Raw genomic sequence first — 18,206 nt, forward strand, 5'->3', positions numbered from 1 at the left:
CTAAACCATGCTTAACGCCGTCATCCGCTTTGCACTGCGGTATCGCATGTTGGTCGTCGTGATCAGCCTGACGCTGTTGGTCTATGGCGGCTACTCGGCCACAACGCTACCGATTGACGTCTTTCCGGATCTTGATCGCCCGCGGGTTGTCATCATCACAGAATGCCCCGGCCTGGCGACAGAAGAAGTCGAAACGCTCGTGACGCAGCCCATCGAAATTGCCTTGCTCGGTGCGGCCGGCGTGCAGGCCGTCCGCAGTCAGACGACTGCGGGGCTGAATGTGATTTACATCGAGTTCAGTTGGGACACGGAGATTCGCGCTGCTCGTCAAACGGTGCAGGAACGATTGGGCTCTCTGGGTGGCGTCCTGCCACCTGGCATCCAGCCTCAAATGACTCCTCCAGCCTCGATCATGGGCCAGATAGTGATCGCCGGCATGTACCGCCAGCGCGGTCCCCAAGGAGGTCAACTCGTTCCTATCGGCAAGACAGGTAACATGGCAGAGCTGATCGAGGGAACCGGTGAGCCGATCAAAGTCCTGGCCTGGAAGCCGGTCGATCGCCATCGCGTTGACACCTGGCAACCCTTGCCGATCTCCGAGATTGCCTGGGAACCCAAAGAAGCGAATGCCGCGATCTTCGAGCGTAAGGCCACGGCAAACGTCGCTGGACAATCGGTTGAACTCACGTTTCCATCCGACGAAGAACAAATCATGGTATTGCGTACGACTGCCGACTGGGTCGTGCGACCACGGCTACTCAAGATTCCAGGCGTCGCGGAGGTCTTCATCCAAGGTGGTGATCGCAAGCAATATCAGATCCTGGTCAATCCAACAGCATTGCTCGAATACGAAGTGACGTTGCAGCAGGTCGAGAAGGCGCTTTCGGAAAGCAATTTGAACACCAGCGGCGGATTTGCCATTCAAGGTGAAAGTGAGCGACCGATCCGCATTCTCGGCCGCCTTGGCCCCGATGCACATCGAGTCGTTGAGGATCTGCGAAAAATCCCGATCAAGGCGAATGGTGTTCGCCCAGTGCTTCTTGAAGATGTCGCCCGAGTTGCTGAAGGCGCGCAACTTAAACGCGGCGATGGCAGTGTCAACGGTCAACCAGGGGCAGTCTTCACTCTGGTGAAGCAGCCGCACGTCGATACGCGGTCTCTGACGGATAGCATGGCCGCCGCGCTGAAGGACGTGGAATCGTCGCTGCCGGCCGACATCATCATCAATTCCGATCTGTTCCGGCTGAAGAACTTCATTGACCGCGGGATTTTCAATGTTGCTGAGGCACTGGTGATCGGCGCCGTGCTCGTGCTCATCATTCTGTTCCTGTTCCTACTGAACTTTCGCACGACCTTTATCACCCTCACCGCAATCCCCTTGTCGCTCGTCATCACGACGTTGGTTTTCCGCGCGCTGGGTTTCCTGACGGGAGCACAGCTCTCGATCAACGTGATGACCCTCGGCGGTATCGCCGTCGCGATGGGCGAACTGGTGGATGATGCGATCGTTGACGTGGAGAACATTTTTCGACGGCTAAAGGAGAACAATAATTCCGCGCAGCCGAAGCCCGCAATCGCGGTAGTGTACGAAGCGAGCAAAGAGATTCGCAGCGCGATCGTGTTCGGAACGATCGTCGTGATTCTGGTATTCCTGCCGCTGTTCGCGTTGTCTGGCGTCGAAGGGCGGCTCTTCACGCCGCTGGGCATCGCCTACATCGTCTCGATTCTGGCGTCGCTCGTCGTTTCCCTCACGGTTACGCCGGTGCTGAGCTATTACCTGCTGCCGCAATCCAAGGCGACGCATCACGAAGGGGACGGATTCCTACTCCGCATCCTCAAGGTGGGAGCGACTTACCTGATTCGATTCAGCATGGCAGTCCCAACACCGCTGCTGATCATCACCTGGGTGATGGTCGCCTTCGCGGCCTGGGAACTAGCCAACCTGGGCCGGAACTTCCTGCCGCAGTTCGACGAAGGAAGCATTCTCGTCAACGTCACGCTTCCAGCGGGCTCATCGTTGGAGGCCTCGAACCAGTCCTCACGCTTGATCGACGAAAAGTTCCGCCAGCGGCAGATGTCTCCGGCCAATCCCGACGGAGAGATAATCAACTTTGTCCGCCGCACGGGCCGGGCGGAGATGGACGAGCATGCCGCTCCAGTGAATGCGGGTGAATACATCCTCAGCATGAATCCCAACATGCACCAAGGCCGAGAGGAGATGATTCAGCAGTTGCTGAAGGAGCTTCGCAATGAAGTCCCCGGCGTCGACATCGAAGTCGAACAACCGCTCGCACATCTTATCAGCCACATGGTCTCAGGCGTCTATGCTCAGATCGCGATCAAAGTCGTCGGCGATGATTTGGACACGCTGCTTTCAACCGCGGAGAAGGTGAAACGGGCGATTCAAGACATTGAGGGAGTTACTCCACCAGTCATTGAGCCGGTTCAGCAAACACCGGAAATCCACATTCGGTTGCGCCCGAACGACCTGGCCAAGTATGGCGTCACACGCGAGTATGTCGGCAACATTATGCAGACCGCTTTGCAGGGTGAAGTGACTTCGCAAGTGCTGGAGGGGCAGCGGCGGTTCGACCTGCTGATCCGACTGGAACAAGCGTATCGCACCGATTACGCGAACCTTGGCCGATTGCGAATCGACCTGCCCGACAACCGCGGGCAGGTGGAACTCGCGAGCCTGGCCGAAATCGGCGAAGGGGTTGGGCCAAATGCCATCAATCGCGAGAACGCCCGCCGTCGCATCGTCATCCGTTGCAACACCGAGAATCGAGACCTGGCGAGCGCCGTCGTCGAGATTCAGCAGCGCGTCAAAGACCGTGTCGAAATGCCGGAAGGATATTTTGTAGAGTACGCCGGTCAGTTCGAGAGTCAGCAGCGAGCCACGACGCTGATCGTTCTACTTGCCGGCGTGTCGGTCATTGGCATGTTCGTAGTTCTGCTGGTTCTGTATCCGTCGGTGCGCATCGTGCTCCAGATTCTGAATGCCTTACCGACCGCTTTCATCGGTGGTGTGCTGGCTTTGGTGCTGACCGGGCAAACGCTCACGGTTGCCAGTCTCGTGGGTTTCATTTCCCTGGGTGGCATCGCAGTGCGCAACGGAATCTTGCTGGTGACCCACTATTTCCACCTGATGAAAGAAGAGAACGAGCCGTTCTCGGAGGCAATGGTTCTCCGCGGCAGCTTGGAGCGGCTGGCGCCGGTGTTGATGACGGCGCTGACGGCCGGCATCGGCCTGGTGCCACTTGTGATCGGCGGCCAAGAACCGGGGCGTGAGATTCTCTATCCCGTCGCCACAGTGATCTTAGGCGGTCTGGTCACTTCCACGTTTTGCGAGTTTTTGATTCACCCCGGTTTGTTTTGGCAGTTCAGCGGCAAGGATGCCGAACGGTTAGCACACGAGGTGCATTCGGAAGATGAAATGCTGGTTGATCATCCTGCGCCGGCGCGGCCCTTACCGGTCGTGCCAGAAGCAGGTGCATCTGCGACGTAGTTCCCCCTTTGTTCCTCTTGGAGAAGTTCGATGAAGCGATTTTTTGCACTGATAGTTTGCTCGGCAATGTTATCGGTCATGTCCGGATGTGGCGGACCGCCCGCACCAGCTCCTGCGCCTGTGGCCAATTCCAGTCCGAAGGAAGCTGCACACGGTCCTCATGGAGAAGGCCCACATGGCGGCGCTGTGACCGACTGGGGCGGCGGAGCTTATCACGTCGAATTCACCGTGGATCACGATAAGAAGGAAGCCACGGTGTACATCATCGGCGGGGACGAAAAAACGCCCGCGCCGATCAAGGCCACCTCGATACACCTCGTTATCAACGATCCGATGACGGAAATGGATCTCGCTGCCCAGCCGCTTGAAACTGATCCCGCAGGAACTTCTTCCCGTTTCGTGGGCACACACGCCACGATCGGGATCGTGAAGGAATTCGCGGGCACGATTAGCGGCCAAATTGACGGCACTCCGTACACGGGTGACTTCAAAGAAGAACCGCACGATGCAGGGCACGAAAAGAAGTAACGAAACGCTGGCCGCTTCCTAGAAGGGGTTCGAAATGGGAATTCTTTGGAATAGCGTGCGGGTAGCACTTGTCGCCATCACGGTCGTCGTGGTGGCGGAACTGTCGAAGCGCTACCCGCGCTATGGTGCGCTGTTCCTTTCGCTACCGATCGTCAGCGTGCTCGCATTCATGTTGAGTTGGTTCCAGCATCGGGACCTGCCAACGATCACTCGCCTTTCACGAGAGACGTTGATTTTGGTCCCGCTGGGACTGCCGTTTTTTATCCCCTTAGCAATGGCCGACCGGTTCCACCTTAATTTCTGGTCGGCCTTTGCGGCTGGAATTGTGTTGAGTTTGCTTTCGACTGGAACCTGGTTGATGTTTGGCCCCCGCCTCTAACTATCCCGCCTCTAACTATCCCGCCTCTAACTATCCCGCCTCTAACTATCCCGCCTCTAACTATCCCGCCTCAATGTTCCCGACCTTGCGTTGGAAAGGAATCCGACCATGAATATCCTCGACAAAATCGCCCCGCCGCTCATCTTCTGTGCGGTCGCTGGCTTGTTTTGTGCAAGTCTTACCGCACAGCAACCGGTGACGGTAAGGAAGGTCTCAGTTACTCAAGATCCACCCCTCCCGCTTCCACCACCGGAAGAAATCACGCCGCCAACTCCGCAGCGCGGTTTGTCGTTGACAGACTTGGAGCACATCGCCCTCGGCAGCAATCCTTCGATCGGACGCGCATCAGCGCTGGTAAGCGCGGCGCAAGGCAACATGGTGCAGGTTGGGCTGCCGCCGAACCCCACGGTGGGATACAACGGCCAGCAGCTCGGCAGCGGCGGCCTTGCTGAGCAACACGGTGTGCAGTTTAGCCAGGAAATTGTGAGGGGCGGAAAGCTCCGTTTGAACCGAGCTGTCGCTGAACAGGAGTTGGCACGTGCCCAGCAAGAACTGGCTGCGCAACAACAGCGCGTTCTTACAGACGTTCGGATTGCCTTTTATAAGACGTTGATCGCCCAGCGACAAATCGACATGACTTCGAACCTGGTTCGGACTACGACTCAGGGAGCGGACGTTGTTGATGCGCTGATCAAAGCCAAGGAAGCAACCCGACTCGACGTACTCCAATCGCAGCTGGAAGTCGAGAACGCGCAAATTCTTTTGAAAAATGCCCGTAACTCTCACGATGCCGCTTGGCGTGAACTTTCCTCCGTGATTGGCGATCCTTACCTCCAAGAGCAAGCACTCAGAGGAGATGCCTTTGCGCCGCCCTGCGAAATCGCCTTCGATCAAGCCTTGGCGCGTGTACACGCTGCGAGTCCGGAGATTGCCATTGCGATGTCGGAAATCTCCCGAACACGAATGGCTGCCGAGCGTGCTCGTGTGGAAGCGGTGCCGAATGTGAGCCTGCAAGGACTCGTGAATCCGATTGACAACGGCATCGGGGGGCGACCCGACGGTGGTGTGACGGTGTCGATCCCGATTCCAATTCTCAATCGTAACCAAGGCGGGATTATGCGAGCCCAGAGCGAGATAGTCGCGGCGGAACGAGCCCTGACGCAACTCGAACTGAGCTTGAAGAACCGTCTAGCGCCGACGTTCGAGCGATACTCAAACGCGCGGAATCAAGTGGAACGCTATCGCACGGCGATTCTTCCTGCTGCTACTGAATCTCTCGACCTGAGCCGAAAAATGTACCAGGCGGGCGAGACCGGCTACCTCAACCTGCTCACCGCTCAGCGCACCTTTGCTCAAACGCACTTGCAGTACCTGGATTCACTAAGGCAACTTCGGATCACCGAGGCTGAGATCGAAGGCCTGCTGCTTTCTGGCAGCCTCGATGTAAGAGGCAGGTGATGGTGCCATCTCAATTCGAGGAATTCCGTTTCAGGAGCTTTTTTCCTTGGGCCTGATTGACGATCATCCGCATAAATGGCCGGCTCCCCTTCAGGCCTTGGAGCACCGGACGTTTCGTTGGCTTTGGATTGCTACTTTCGTTTGCAATTCCGGTTCGTGGATGCAGCGTGTAGCGACTGCATGGCTCGTTTTCACACTTGGCAACTCCGAAGCATGGCTGGGATTTGACGCAGCCATGGCGGCGATCCCGACGTTCCTCGTGTTGCCGTTTAGCGGCGTGTTAGCAGACCGCTTCGACCGCCGGGGTGTCCTAATACTGGCGAACATCCTGAACGCGATACTGGCAATAGCGCTCGCCGCAATCTGGTGGAGCGGAAGTCTGGCAGTCTGGCATCTGCTCATAGGTTCACTCTTGTCTGCAATGGTGGCCGCTCTTGCATCGCCAGCGAGTCAATCGCTGGTTCCTACAGCAGCGGGTGAAGATCACATCCCAAACGCCGTGGCCCTGAATTCGTTCCAGTACAACGTCGCACGCGCCGTGGGCCCTGCGATTGGCGGGCTGGCATTAGTGTCGGTGGGAGCCGGCTGGTGTTTCATTCTGAATGCGTTGACTTACTTGGGGCTGATTTTCGCATTGTTAGCAGTTCCAAGTCTAGCGAAACCACTTGGCCGCAAAGCATCTGCACTGGAAAGTGCCAAGGAAGGCTTGGATTTCCTCAGGCACAACACAAACGTACGGCTCTCGATTGCGCTTGTGTTAATACTTGCATTTGGCGGAGCCCCGATGGTGACGCTTCTGCCAGTAATTGCCAAAGGCGTGCTGAACGAAGGCGCCGCCGGGTACTCCATGCTGTTATCTGGATTTGGCGTAGGAGCCGCGTTGGCCGGTGCACTTCTTACATTTTTGCGGCCATCACGGTTGCCGAAATGGATCATCGGCGCAGCAATCATCTGTGCCATCTGTCACGTTGCGATTGTTTTCACTAGCACCTTGGCAATTGCAGTCGCCATAGCCCTGATTGCAGGCTGCGCATTTGTAGGTGCCATGATTGAACTCGGAACGCAGTTGATTTTCGAAACTCCTGATGAACTTCGCGGGCGAATCAGCGCTGTCCAGCAGTTATCCTTCCGGACCGCACAGCCGTTGGGAGGACTCATTGGTGCGTTGATAGCAAGATATTCCGGGATCCAAGTTGCCTTCATCGGATTTGGATTGCTTCTCGTACTTGGAGTTCTAACCGTGCTCTTATTCTGTAAACACCCCAAACTGCGATAGAGAATTGCGGTTCACAAAAGCCATGCTCAACTTCAAACTCAGTAGGTCGCCCTTCAAGCCACTTGGATGGGTGCTGCGCTGTTTGCTCGTCTGTGCTGCTTGGCAGGGCCCGGTTCCATATGCACATTCGCATTGTTCCTTGGTCGGATCTCGTGATCGTCAATTCTCCTCATCGATGGAACATTTGCACCACCGTGCCACCGTCGGCACGGATGCAGATGCGCACTCGGGTTGGCATCTGCATGTGAGCCTTCCGGTAAGGAAAGGGACCGCGCCGAGCGACCTGCAACACGAGCAGGAAGTGCCATTGCTGAACTTCGAGTCAAGCCAAAGCCTAACTGATCCTCTAGTTCGATCCGCTCAATTAATTTCGTGGCTTTCTGCTCCAGCTCAGCAAACTTGCCGGGCAAACATCGCCCCGGACGTGTGTATAGCTCGCACTCACTTCTTCGATTCCTTTGCGCCCACGCTGCCGCTTCCATTGCGGTTCAGCATCTTGCGATCCTGATGTCCCAGATCCCGCGCCAAACGCGAGATTGTGCAACTTGGCTGCTGCTACTGCGCCCACTCGGTGCGGAACTGCTGCGCCACTAACTACACCCATCACATCAGGTAATGCCATGCAATCTTCCATTCTTCGTTTCAAAACCCTCATCGTCCTCTGTTTCACAATCGCTTTCTGCATCTCGTTTGCGGAACCGGCTTTCGCTCGCCGGCGAAGCCGAAGCCGTAGCAATGCAGCTGCTGCCAAAGCCAGGCGAGAGAAGACCATCACAGCGGCACAATCGCAGTATGCAGCGGCTCAGAGCGTGTTGGCCGCCGCTCAAGGCGCCGGCGCCGGTGCAGAGGCACGCTTGCAAGCGGTTCTCGCTGAAATGAACGGTGCAGCATCTGAATTGCGAAATGCTCGATCGGCGTCCAAGGAGATAGCCCTGGATCTCGCTGAAATTGAAGAAGACATCCTCTCCGAGCAATCGGCGGATTCCTCGTACGCTCGCCTCGTGGAGGAAATTCGCACGACCAAACTGCAAATGACTCAAGCCGAGAAACGGCTTACCAAGTCGGCGGACTTCATCCGCAGGTACGAGCAAGCACGTGCCACCGATGGCGGGCCGGCCGCTTTCCGCCTGCGCCAAACGGCTTTGGCGAACGATCCTGCTTATACCTTGCACAAGTCCACGCTGACGGCGCTCGGCGACAAGCAAGAAGCGCTGAAGCGCGAACTCTTTCACAAGGATAAGGAGTGGCTGGAAACGCAAGCCCAACTGGCTGAAGCGCATCGGGATGAGCGTGAGGCGGCCACTGATTTGTATCGCTCGGCCAAGGACAAGTCCGAACCCAAACAACAGATCAAAACCGCTCAGCAGGCCGTGGCTGCGGCTCGCGAGTCGATGGCGCAATCGCAACAGATCCTCAGCAAGTTGGGAGCGAGCACTGCCCCCACCAAATCTGCCAATTCCAAAACAAAGAAGTGATCAGCGATCAAGATCGCAGCAAATGACAACACTTCCAATTTCGCCCGCATGTGTGTTTCATTCTGAGAGTTGACATGAAAACCATTAACCATTTCAGCGAATCGTTCCTCCTGATGTCACTAACGGAAGTGATCGCGCAGTCCATCACGTGTTTGGAAAACTGCACAAATAGAGTCACTCCCCAGAAAGAAGCGATCATTCCTTGGTGACATTGTCAAATGAGCTAGAGCAAGCGCGATACTTGCCGGATAACTTGCGTCCCGCTGAGTTGGGCCGATGAACATTACGAACGCACGGGCAAATGGGTTCTTCCCTGCCCGCGACTGCTTGTGCCGGTTGATTCTGCAGGCTGAAGGCAAACCGCTCGCTTCATGAGTTTTTTTAAGTCCTCGAACAGGGTATTCCGCCGTGGACTAAATCGAAGCTTACGATTGCTCAGATCGATACTGTCTTGGGCTGACGAACACCACGTGGAGCCGACTCCCCCTGAACACGCGCAACCTACGCTGTCAATTAAAACCGGCCTGCGAAGCTTGACTTCGCAGCGAACCGGCTGATACTTTGACGATGTGGTTAATTTGCAGCGGTTCCAAATGCGTCCCATCATTTCAATCCTGAGCTGTTTTGCCTTCCTCTTTCACCTGGGGGTGGGTTGCTGTACGCACCACTCGCACGCGATGGGAGGAAGTTCGCGTTTCTGCCTGGTCGCGATGCCGGCCGATTCTCATGCCTCGCACAGTTGCCATCACGCTGATTCCGACAAATCTACTCCTGGTTCGGAGTGCCCGGGCGAAAATTGCGATCACGGATCGTGCACGTTTATCGGTGCGTCAACTGCAGAGATGGCGAAAACGACGGCCGACGGTTTGGCGGTCGTCCCCTTTAGCAAACTTCCCAACTTGTTGGCCAAGTCTCAGAATCCGGTGGGCAACACGCAGAAATTCGTGTTTCTGCCCGTGCGCATTCATCTCTTCAATCAGCTCCTCTTGAACTGATTTCTTGCGTAGTTCGCGGCAATTTCCAGAAGAATCTGTGCTGCGCTTCTGCAGCCGTACTCCACCCGTCTGAATGCGAATCTGATTTTCATTCTGGTAAAGCAAAGGAGATTTTGTGCTTATATTCTCGGGTATTTCAAACCCTTATGTCCGCTTGGCGCTGGCCATCACAATTTGCGGCGCCGTGTGCTTAGCACCGATGTGTGCCAGTGCTCGTTCCCGTCGGTCAGGCCGCGGCAAAAGTTCGGCGGCTGCGGCTGCGGCCCGGCGACAAGCGATGATTCAGCAGGCCCAAGCTCAAATTGCTGCTGCTCAGACAGTGTTGTCCGCGGCGGAGTCTCAAGGCGGCAACGCCCAAACTCAACTGACCTCGTCGCTCAGCAAGATGCAGCAGGCGACTGACGCTTTCAAACAAGCCCACGAAACGGAGCATGGCCTGTTGAAAGAACTGACGGAGATCGAACACGAGATTCTCGGCGAGCAATCGGTCGATACTCCCTATGGACGCGCGGCCACCGAGATTGCCCAAGCGAAGCGTGAACTGGCGTCCATCAAAGCGCAGCTTTTATCTCAGTCGGACGTGTCGACCAAACTGATAGGCCTTAAAGGCGTCGCCCTTACGACTGCAGCCAACGAGGTCTTAGAAAGTCACCAGCCATATTTGTTCGCACTTTTGCGGGTCAGAACTGCTGGTCGTGAAATCGACGACGTTCGCACGGCGCTGTTTCGAGCAGACGAAGATTGGCGGCAGACTTCCGAAGCCTTGACACAGGTCCGCCAAGACATTGATTCCGCGAAACAACAGGCCATTGTCACTGGATTTGCTCGGATGAAGCCGTTGCATGAGTACCGCAAAGCATCCGATGCTGCGGCGGCCGCCAGGACGGTAATCGCGCAGGCCGAGGGAGTGCTGCAATCGCTCAATGCTACGAACAAACCGCCGGCAGCGTCGAGCAAGAAAAAGTAGGCGTAGCTGTTCAGTCTATATTCGATAGTTTCAAAGCCATTGAAAGGGAATGAATCGTGAGCAAGTGCATGCTGTCAGTTGGCGTCGCAATCTTTACTCTCGTCACGGTGTCCGCCAACGATGCGTTGGGAGCTGGGCACCGCCATCATCATCACCCGCAAGTTTATCGAGTTGGGACTGCAATGAGCGGTAGTTATTCGCCGAGTGATTATGCTCCACCTGTGACTGGATACGGAGGTCGTGGGTATGGTGGATACGTTGCCCCGCATCATCATCACCACCGCGGTAGGTAGGTTGCGAGAGGTGGTGCAGTTGGTTGAGTTTGAGCTTCATGTAGTTTGGGTCTCGGCGGCCGTAGTGTTGGCGATGCGGGGTTTTGATTTTGTTTCCGGTGCGAATGGTACGGTCGAGATTGGGTATCCGCCTAGACGAGATTGCTGTGTGCATGGCCCTTTAGTGTGCGAGCGAAGTCCTGTCGCACGCGAACGCCAAAGCCTTGGAAATCTGCCGAGTGCAAAAATGCTTCATCGGAAAGGTGAGGATGCCCCGCAGCCCTATAATTCGTCCCGTGTCGGAATTTCCCGGCCATTGCGATCTTTGGTGAATCGATGACTGAAAAGACGCGGATTGAAGTTGGTCTGTTGTTGCCCACAGTGCCCGACGCACGCGACCGGTGCGTTCAGCGACTTGGCGACCTGTTGAAAGCAAAACCAGGAATTGAAACTGCACACCTTGCCGACGATAAAGACAAAGGGCCTGCTCAGCTCTGCATTCATTATGATCCCGACCAGCTCTCAATCAGTGAAGTTCGCGACTTAGCCCGCAAGGCTGGCTTGGAACTCGACCAGCGGTTCGGGCATTTGCTGCTCAAAATGGAACCGATGCACGCTCGTCAGGCGCGCACGGTCGAGTCGCGCGCGAGGCGGATCGCGGGGGTACTCGAAGCTGCCGCCTCTCCTGCCGGCGTTCTGCGAATCGAATTTGATCGGCAAGCCATCGACGAAGGAGCATTGCGGGAGGAGGTCAAGAAGACCGGAGTGCGAATCGGCCCACAGTCAACACCGCCGCAGCAGGCCCAGCCACCCCAACCAGCAGGAAAGCCTTCCGAGAAAGAACACGATCATGAACATGGCGGAATTTTTGGTGAGAATACGGAGCTGATTTTTGCTGGAATATGCGGTGGGCTGCTGCTCATCGGATGGTTGCTGTCCTGGACCAGCATCTCGCCCTGGGTGCCGTGGGGTTGCTATCTCACGGCGTATTTCTTTGGCGGCTATTTCACCTTTCGCGAAGCTATCGAGAATATCCGCGCCGGTCGCTTTGAAATTGATTTCCTGATGCTGGTGGCAGCCATTGGCGCCGCGACGCTGGGAGAATGGTTTGAAGGTGCGCTGTTGCTGTTTCTATTCAGCATCGGACACGCACTGGAAAACTATGCGATGGGTCGCGCCAAACGGGCGATCGAGGCCCTCGCCAAACTCGCGCCCCAAACCGCAGTCGTCCGTCGCGACGGCAAAACTCAAGAAGTGCCGGTAGAAGAACTCAAGGTCGGAGATGTTGTGATCGTCAAACCGAACGAGCGGCTGCCCGCCGACGGATTTGTGATCAAGGGGGAGGGGAGCATCAATCAGGCCCCAATTACAGGTGAAAGCGTGCCCGTGGACAAACGGGCTGTGGATGATCCGCAGCTGGCGGCTGCGAATGCCGATCGGCTCGATCCGCAATATCGCGCGTTCGCCGGCACGATCAACGGCAGCGGCGCTCTGGAGATTCAAGTGACCAAGCTCGCAAGTGAATCCACGCTGGCCCGCGTCGTTCAAATGGTGAATGAAGCCGAGACGCAAAAATCGCCCACGCAGCTATTCACCGACAAGTTCGAGCGCTATTTTGTTCCCGCAGCGTTGGCGTTGGTCGTGCTGCTGCTGTTCGCCGGCTTGGTGATCGCTGAACCGTTCAGCAAGTCGTTCTATCGCGCGATGGCAGTATTAGTGGCGGCTAGTCCCTGTGCTCTGGCCATCTCGACGCCGAGCGCGGTTTTAAGCGGCGTGGCCCGTGCGGCGCGCGGCGGAGTGCTCGTCAAAGGCGGCGGGCCGCTAGAGAACCTGGGAAGGCTCGGCGCTATCGCATTCGATAAGACTGGCACCTTGACTGAAGGAAAGCCGCGACTTACTGACGTGATGAGTTCCGAAGGCGCCTCCGAAGAGGATTTATTGCGAGTCGCAGTGGCCGTCGAGAAACTCAGCGATCATCCGCTGGCAGCCGCTGTGGTGGAAGGAGGCAAGGAGCGGCTGAAGAGCGGTTCGGACTTACAGGCTCAGGACGTGCAAAGCATCACTGGCCGCGGTGTCAAAGCCACCGTGGATGGCCAGCCGGTTTATATCGGTAAGGACAAACTGTTTGCCGAAATTGCGGGCCCCCCGCTGCCGGATTCGCTGCGGGCATCGATCGAGAAGCTGAAAGCCAGCGGGCGCACGACGATGGTGGTCCGGCGCGGCGAGGCCTACCTCGGTGTGTTGGGTTTGATGGATACGCCGCGTGAAGCGGCCAAGAACGTGATTGTCCGCCTAAAGGAGTTGGGCATCAAGCGAATGATCATGCTCTCGGGCGACAATCAACAGGTCGCCAGCGCAGTCGCCCAGGAAGTCGGGATCGACGAAGCTCTGGGTGACCTGATGCCCGACGACAAGGTCGAGACGATCAAGAAGCTCAGCGCCCAGGAGGGCGTGGCGATGGTCGGCGACGGCGTGAACGACGCTCCGGCGATGGCCAATGCCACCGTTGGCATCGCGATGGGCGCGGCCGGCTCTGACGTGGCACTGGAAACTGCGGATGTGGCGTTAATGGCGGACGACCTAAACCATCTTCCGTTTGCCGTCGGTCTAAGCCGACAAACCAGCCGCATCATCCGGCAGAATCTCTGGTTCAGCCTCGGCATGGTCGCCTTTCTGGTGCCCGCGACCGTGTTCGGACTGCAAATCGGCTTAGCCGTTGTGTTCCATGAGGGCTCGACACTCCTGGTCGTTTTTAATGCCCTCCGGCTGTTAGCATATGAAGTGTCGCCGCCGAATGGACGGATGCGAGCGTGAGCAAGCCGCTACTAGAATAGCCTGCCCCCGCCGTCTCCTCGAAATTTGATGCACATCACCGATGTGGCTCTAGTGGTCGCTATGCTTATTTTGGAATAGCGTGCCGATGGTTGCCCTTCTGGTTCTTTCGACCCGACAGCCCCATATTCACTGAAAATGCCATTTTAACGGTAGTATTTTGCCCCCCGGCGAGTTACTGTCCTTCTATGCGATTTTCTCTGGGTTTATCTGTTCTTGAGAGAATTGCTTGTCCGGTTTGGGACGCAGCTACGTTTGTGTCTGCGCACCCCTTTAACCAACCCCGGTGAACTATGCACCTGCACTTGCATACCGCCCGGCGGTCGCTGGCTCTGTGTCTGCTCATTTTATGCGCGGCCACGGCGGTCAACGCCGCTGATGGATTTCTGATTCGACTGACGGCGGATGCGCGCGTCGAGGTCGTGCCGTATCAAGTGCCGGCCAGTGGTCGCGATGAGCAAACCGGCATCGCCGTTTGGAGCCGCGGCGGACCCGAACAATGGGCCGTGCTGCCGGGCAAACTGAACCTCACTGGTGCGCCCAGTGAACTTGCGGCGAACCTGCGGGCTGCGACACGCAGCGGCGGCGGTTCCGCTTCTGCGTCCGGTTCTGAAACGATGACCTTTCAACCCGAACAACTGCTGGGGCAAGTTGTCACCCGCGCGGTTGGTTTGCAATTTGTCACACCTGCCGATCAAGGGATCTGCTTGGACGGACGAATCACTTTCCGCCGCCAGCCCGATGCGGGCGCGACAAAGTTCCCTGCCACGGAAGTGAAGCTCCGCCGCGGCAACAAGGAACTGCGGACGATCCCGTTTGCTGCAGGACAAGCCGAACTTCGCTGGGAAGAAATTGCTAAGTTGCCCGAAGCGTTGAAGGCAGGATTAACCCCGGGCGACTATTCGTTGCGAATCGGCACCGGCCCGCTGACCAGTTTTCGTGTCGCGGATGAACGTACAAGCGCTGCGTTACTCGCACCACTCGATCAACTCGCAAAAGTCGCTGGTATCGATTCGCCCGCCTATCTGCTTGCTCTTGTCCAACACCTGAGCGTGCAACCTGATGAAGACGGTGAAGTGCGCAGCTACTCGGCTGATGCACTCGATCGCTTGGATGCAGCAGCGAGAAAGACCGTGGCTCTGTCGAAGGAAGTTTGGTTCGTCCGACTGCGTGATCGCGTCTGGAAGAAGCTGACAGTCGTTGATGGTAAGACTCCCATCGACGTAGCAACCACGGGCATTGAAGTCATCGACCTCGCCCGGGCAGCGATTCAAGAAGGAAACTGGGCCGCCGCGCAAAAAACGCTCGCCCTGCCGGCTGCTGCAGCAACGCCGCGGGCCCAAGCTTTGCAACTGTTGTATCGCGCGGTGATTGCGGCTGAATCGGGCAGTAACGGAATGGAGCCCGCTGACGAACTCTATCGCGCGGCGATTCACGGATTGCAAGGCGGTGAGGCTGCCGATCTGTTTCGCGCTCACAACAACTACGGCGGCATGCTCTTCGCCCGGGCCCGTGATCAGGTTCACAATCACGCGTTTCAGACGGCGACCGGAACCGCGGTTCCCATCCTGCGAGCGCTCGACGATTGGTCGGGAGCACTCTTTAATTTCGAACAAGCACTCGGGCATGCCGAAAAACTCGATCCCGCACTTGCTGCCGGTGTGCGAATTAATCTGGCTGGTTTGTACAACTTGCTCGCCGATTTGATTCGCGTGCTCGATCTGCCCACCGCAGGTGAACGACGATTCGTCCCTGGTGAAACCGCTGCGAAGAAGATTGCTGCTGAACATGCCACGCAAGTGGTTTCGCAAGGCAAGCAACTCGATGCCGTGACACGGGCTGCCGCAAATGAAGCGTTGGCTCAGTTGGCCTACCGCAGTGAAGAAAATGCCGCTGCGAAAAGTCACGCCCAGCAGGCATTGAACGCTTGGGTTGAAGCCGAATCGCTTCCTGGCGTGGAGAGCATCGAGCGGTTACTGGGACTGCTGGAACAAAAAGATCCCGCCGTCGCGCTGCGTCATTTGCAAACCTCGCAATTGCTAACTGAATTGCTTCGTTCGCGAATTCCCGCCGATCGCACCGGTCGCAGTCGCGCCGGTTTTTTTGCGCGACGCGCCTTTGTCTATGAACGGATCATCGAGTTGCTACTGAAGCAAGGCGATGCACGAGCAGCCCTCCGTATGGCTGAAAGTGCGAAAGCCCGTTCGCTGCAGGAAGTATTGATTCAACGCGGCGTGACCAAAACAAGCGAAGTGAATTCTGATTCGCTCGACAACCTCCTTGCCGCCTGGCCCACTGATACCGCAGCGGTCGAGTATTTTCTCGGCACCGAACGAGCCTGGGCGTTTGTGATCAATCCCCGCGGCGAAGTGCAAGCCTTTCAGTTAGTCGATCAAAGGGGCAAACCACTCGAGTCACGCGACTTGATCCGCCGCGTGCAAACGCTGCTTGTCGAATTCGAAGGCCAGGCCAACAAAATGTTCCGCCGCGCGTCGGCTGGGAATGGTTTTGACCACGCCTGGCAAGACGAACTGCATCGCTTCTGCGGGGAACTGCTGCCAGACAAGATCCGCGCTGAATTGAAGACAGCCAAGCATGTCGTCTTCGTGCCGCATCACGTGCTGCACTATTTTCCCTTCGCTGCCCTCGTGACGAAACTTGATCCCGTGGCGCGTGGCAAACTGGAATTACCGCAGCCGCAGTTTTTAATTGACGAACCGTTTTCGATCAGCCGGGCGCCGTCACTGGCTGCCTGGAGTTTGCTTCGCGCGAAGGAGAGCAAGTTCGCTCAAGTGCAGGCCGTCGGCATCGTGGAATTTGCGCAAGCCGCGCCGCTCCCAGGTGTTGAGGTGGACTTGGCCAATCTGAATGAAGCGTTCGGAGCGCGGTTGACAAAGGTACTTTCCGCCGACGATGCGACAGAAGGAAACATTCTCACTGCGTTTCGCCAGCCCGGCATGTTGTTCATCGGCACACATGGTCAGAATGTGGCTGATCTTCCGCTCACCAGTTACTTGCTATGCAATGCCGAAGCCGACAGCGATGGCTTGCTTACTGCGGGTGAATTGTTCAGCAGCGACGTGAAGTCACAACTTGTGGTACTCAGTGCATGCTATTCGGGGCTGGCCGATCGTTCGCCACTGCCTGGCGATGATCTGTTTGGTTTGGAGCGTTCACTGCTGAACGCAGGTGCTTCGACAGTGGTGTCCGGTCTGTGGGACGTTTATGACGGCACCGGCCCAATGCTCATGAAGTCCTTTTTTAGCGAGTTGGTCGCCGGAAAATCTGCCGCAACGGCGCTGGCCGACGCACAACGCACTTTTCTCGCCGATCGTCGCAAAGAGGGGGCAGGAGACCCTTGGATGCATCCGTATTTCTGGTCGGTCTATGCAGTTTCTGGAAGTGAATTGATCGCGTTGGAACGTCCAATGCGATAGTGGTTGTAACTTTATTGGGAGTTTGCTCATGCTAAAGAATGTGAAGTACGCCGCGTTATCCGCGGTGGCGCTGTTGGTCAGCGTGCCGTTTCTACTCGACTCGACCGCCCAAGAAGGCAAGCTCGCACCTTCGCCTGCGGCGGTTGCTGCGACTCCACCCGCGAGTTCAGCACCCGATCTTTACGATCCGGCGTTCGATCGTTATGTCGACTTAATGATGCTCGGGCGAGCCTGGGATCAACTCGATGCCGCCCTAATGACCGACTGCGCGCTGCAATTGGCCGAAGGCGAGCGGATACTTATGCGCAGTCACAAGGCCGTTAGTTCAAAGCAACTGCTTGAACTGGCCTCAAAAGTTGCCGCCGACAAGCGTGATCTTGCTACGCTCGACCGGCTCGCCAAGGTTTGTGAGTCGACAAAGAACACTGAAGCATTGACGCAAGTGACCGCGGCGCGAAAACTCGCTGGTGCAAGCCGCAAGATCGATCCCGCAATGTCGCTGTCGGTGGCCGAGACGAGTCCTGAACAATTGGCACTCTACCAAAATGCCATCAATGGTGCGCGCGGTGCCGGGATCGTTGGCGACGCTTCGTACTTCGAAAACTTAGACGCCGGGTTGAACGACAAAACAAGTGTTTTGGGCACTCTCTCTGAATCGCAACGAGTTCATCTCAAACGGATCATGGGTGAAGCTCGCAGTGCGATGCCCAAAGAAGGCGACCAACCGCTGAGCGAAACGCTGACGAAGTTGAAGCAAGCGAGCCGTGGCCCCGGCATTGGCGGCATTCTCCACGGGGTGAGTGACATTGTGAATGGCGGTCATCACGGTGGTGGCTACGGCGGTCATCACGGCGGTTACGGTGGTGGCTACGGCGGTCACCACGGCGGAGGCTATGGCGGTCACCACGGCGGTTACGGTGGTGGCTACGGCGGTCACCACGGCGGAGGCTATGGCGGTCATCACGGTGGTGGACACCATGGTGGAGGACATGGGTGGCACCCGTAAGCAATTGGATGCTTGAGAGGAAGAGAGCCGGCGCAGCTTTACCTCTGCGCCGGTTTATTTTATTTCCGTAAGT

Annotated in this window: 11 protein-coding genes; 10 read left to right on the top strand and 1 reads right to left on the bottom strand. The window is 56.9% G+C overall.

Annotated elements, in window-relative coordinates:
- Positions 1 to 7 precede the first annotated feature (7 nt).
- The 7 genes from ETAA8_RS08475 (at position 8) to ETAA8_RS08505 (ending at position 10,586) form a co-directional block, all read left to right on the top strand.
- The gene (locus tag ETAA8_RS08475) at positions 8 to 3,508 is read left to right on the top strand and encodes an efflux RND transporter permease subunit (protein ID WP_145087457.1); all 3,501 of its coding nucleotides are present in this window, start codon (positions 8 to 10) and stop codon (positions 3,506 to 3,508) included.
- Positions 3,509 to 3,538: 30 nt separating this feature from the next.
- Entirely contained in the window at positions 3,539 to 4,036 is a 498-nt protein-coding gene (locus tag ETAA8_RS08480) for a hypothetical protein (RefSeq protein ID WP_145087459.1), read from the top strand.
- 34 nt (positions 4,037 to 4,070) lie between these two features.
- On the top strand, positions 4,071 to 4,415 hold the full coding sequence (locus ETAA8_RS08485; protein ID WP_145087461.1) for a hypothetical protein: 345 nt from the start codon (positions 4,071 to 4,073) through the stop codon (positions 4,413 to 4,415).
- A gap of 108 nt (positions 4,416 to 4,523) precedes the next feature.
- A complete protein-coding gene (locus ETAA8_RS08490) occupies positions 4,524 to 5,873 on the top strand; it encodes a TolC family protein (RefSeq protein ID WP_145087463.1) in 1,350 nt (449 codons plus the stop codon).
- A gap of 46 nt (positions 5,874 to 5,919) precedes the next feature.
- The gene (locus ETAA8_RS08495) at positions 5,920 to 7,149 is read left to right on the top strand and encodes an MFS transporter (protein WP_202921684.1); all 1,230 of its coding nucleotides are present in this window, start codon (positions 5,920 to 5,922) and stop codon (positions 7,147 to 7,149) included.
- Positions 7,150 to 7,769: 620 nt separating this feature from the next.
- Complete coding sequence (locus ETAA8_RS08500; protein WP_145087467.1) at positions 7,770 to 8,624, top strand: hypothetical protein; 855 nt, start codon at positions 7,770 to 7,772, stop codon at positions 8,622 to 8,624.
- 1,272 nt (positions 8,625 to 9,896) lie between these two features.
- Positions 9,897 to 10,586, top strand: coding sequence for a hypothetical protein (locus tag ETAA8_RS08505; RefSeq protein ID WP_145087469.1), 690 nt, complete (start codon positions 9,897 to 9,899; stop codon positions 10,584 to 10,586).
- Positions 10,587 to 10,688: 102 nt separating this feature from the next.
- Here the strand turns inward: ETAA8_RS08505 and ETAA8_RS08510 are convergent, their stop codons facing one another.
- Positions 10,689 to 10,919, bottom strand: coding sequence for a hypothetical protein (locus ETAA8_RS08510; RefSeq protein ID WP_145087471.1), 231 nt, complete (start codon positions 10,917 to 10,919; stop codon positions 10,689 to 10,691).
- A 275-nt stretch (positions 10,920 to 11,194) separates the two neighbouring features.
- Here ETAA8_RS08510 and ETAA8_RS08515 point away from each other — a divergent pair, with 275 nt between their 5' ends.
- From ETAA8_RS08515 to ETAA8_RS34470, 3 genes are all read left to right on the top strand, one after another.
- A complete protein-coding gene (locus ETAA8_RS08515) occupies positions 11,195 to 13,672 on the top strand; it encodes a heavy metal translocating P-type ATPase (protein WP_145087473.1) in 2,478 nt (825 codons plus the stop codon).
- Between the two features lie 311 nt (positions 13,673 to 13,983).
- Complete coding sequence (locus ETAA8_RS08520; RefSeq protein ID WP_145087475.1) at positions 13,984 to 17,127, top strand: CHAT domain-containing protein; 3,144 nt, start codon at positions 13,984 to 13,986, stop codon at positions 17,125 to 17,127.
- A gap of 28 nt (positions 17,128 to 17,155) precedes the next feature.
- Positions 17,156 to 18,133, top strand: a complete 978-nt coding sequence (locus ETAA8_RS34470) for a hypothetical protein (protein ID WP_202921685.1) — start codon at positions 17,156 to 17,158, stop codon at positions 18,131 to 18,133.
- The last annotated feature ends 73 nt before the right edge of the window (positions 18,134 to 18,206 follow it).

The organism is Anatilimnocola aggregata (assembly GCF_007747655.1).
GTDB classification, from domain to species: domain Bacteria; phylum Planctomycetota; class Planctomycetia; order Pirellulales; family Pirellulaceae; genus Anatilimnocola; species Anatilimnocola aggregata.

Excerpts from the sequence above, each read along its gene's own strand:
- ETAA8_RS08475 (WP_145087457.1), top strand. The coding sequence starts at position 8 with ATGCTTAACGCCGTCATCCGCTTTGCACTGCGGTATCGCATGTTGGTC.
- ETAA8_RS08480 (WP_145087459.1), top strand. The coding sequence starts at position 3,539 with ATGAAGCGATTTTTTGCACTGATAGTTTGCTCGGCAATGTTATCGGTC.
- ETAA8_RS08485 (WP_145087461.1), top strand. The coding sequence starts at position 4,071 with ATGGGAATTCTTTGGAATAGCGTGCGGGTAGCACTTGTCGCCATCACG.
- ETAA8_RS08490 (WP_145087463.1), top strand. The coding sequence starts at position 4,524 with ATGAATATCCTCGACAAAATCGCCCCGCCGCTCATCTTCTGTGCGGTC.
- ETAA8_RS08500 (WP_145087467.1), top strand. The coding sequence starts at position 7,770 with ATGCAATCTTCCATTCTTCGTTTCAAAACCCTCATCGTCCTCTGTTTC.
- ETAA8_RS08505 (WP_145087469.1), top strand. The coding sequence starts at position 9,897 with ATGATTCAGCAGGCCCAAGCTCAAATTGCTGCTGCTCAGACAGTGTTG.
- ETAA8_RS08510 (WP_145087471.1), bottom strand. The coding sequence starts at position 10,919 with ATGAAGCTCAAACTCAACCAACTGCACCACCTCTCGCAACCTACCTAC.
- ETAA8_RS08515 (WP_145087473.1), top strand. The coding sequence starts at position 11,195 with ATGACTGAAAAGACGCGGATTGAAGTTGGTCTGTTGTTGCCCACAGTG.
- ETAA8_RS08520 (WP_145087475.1), top strand. The coding sequence starts at position 13,984 with ATGCACCTGCACTTGCATACCGCCCGGCGGTCGCTGGCTCTGTGTCTG.
- ETAA8_RS34470 (WP_202921685.1), top strand. The coding sequence starts at position 17,156 with ATGCTAAAGAATGTGAAGTACGCCGCGTTATCCGCGGTGGCGCTGTTG.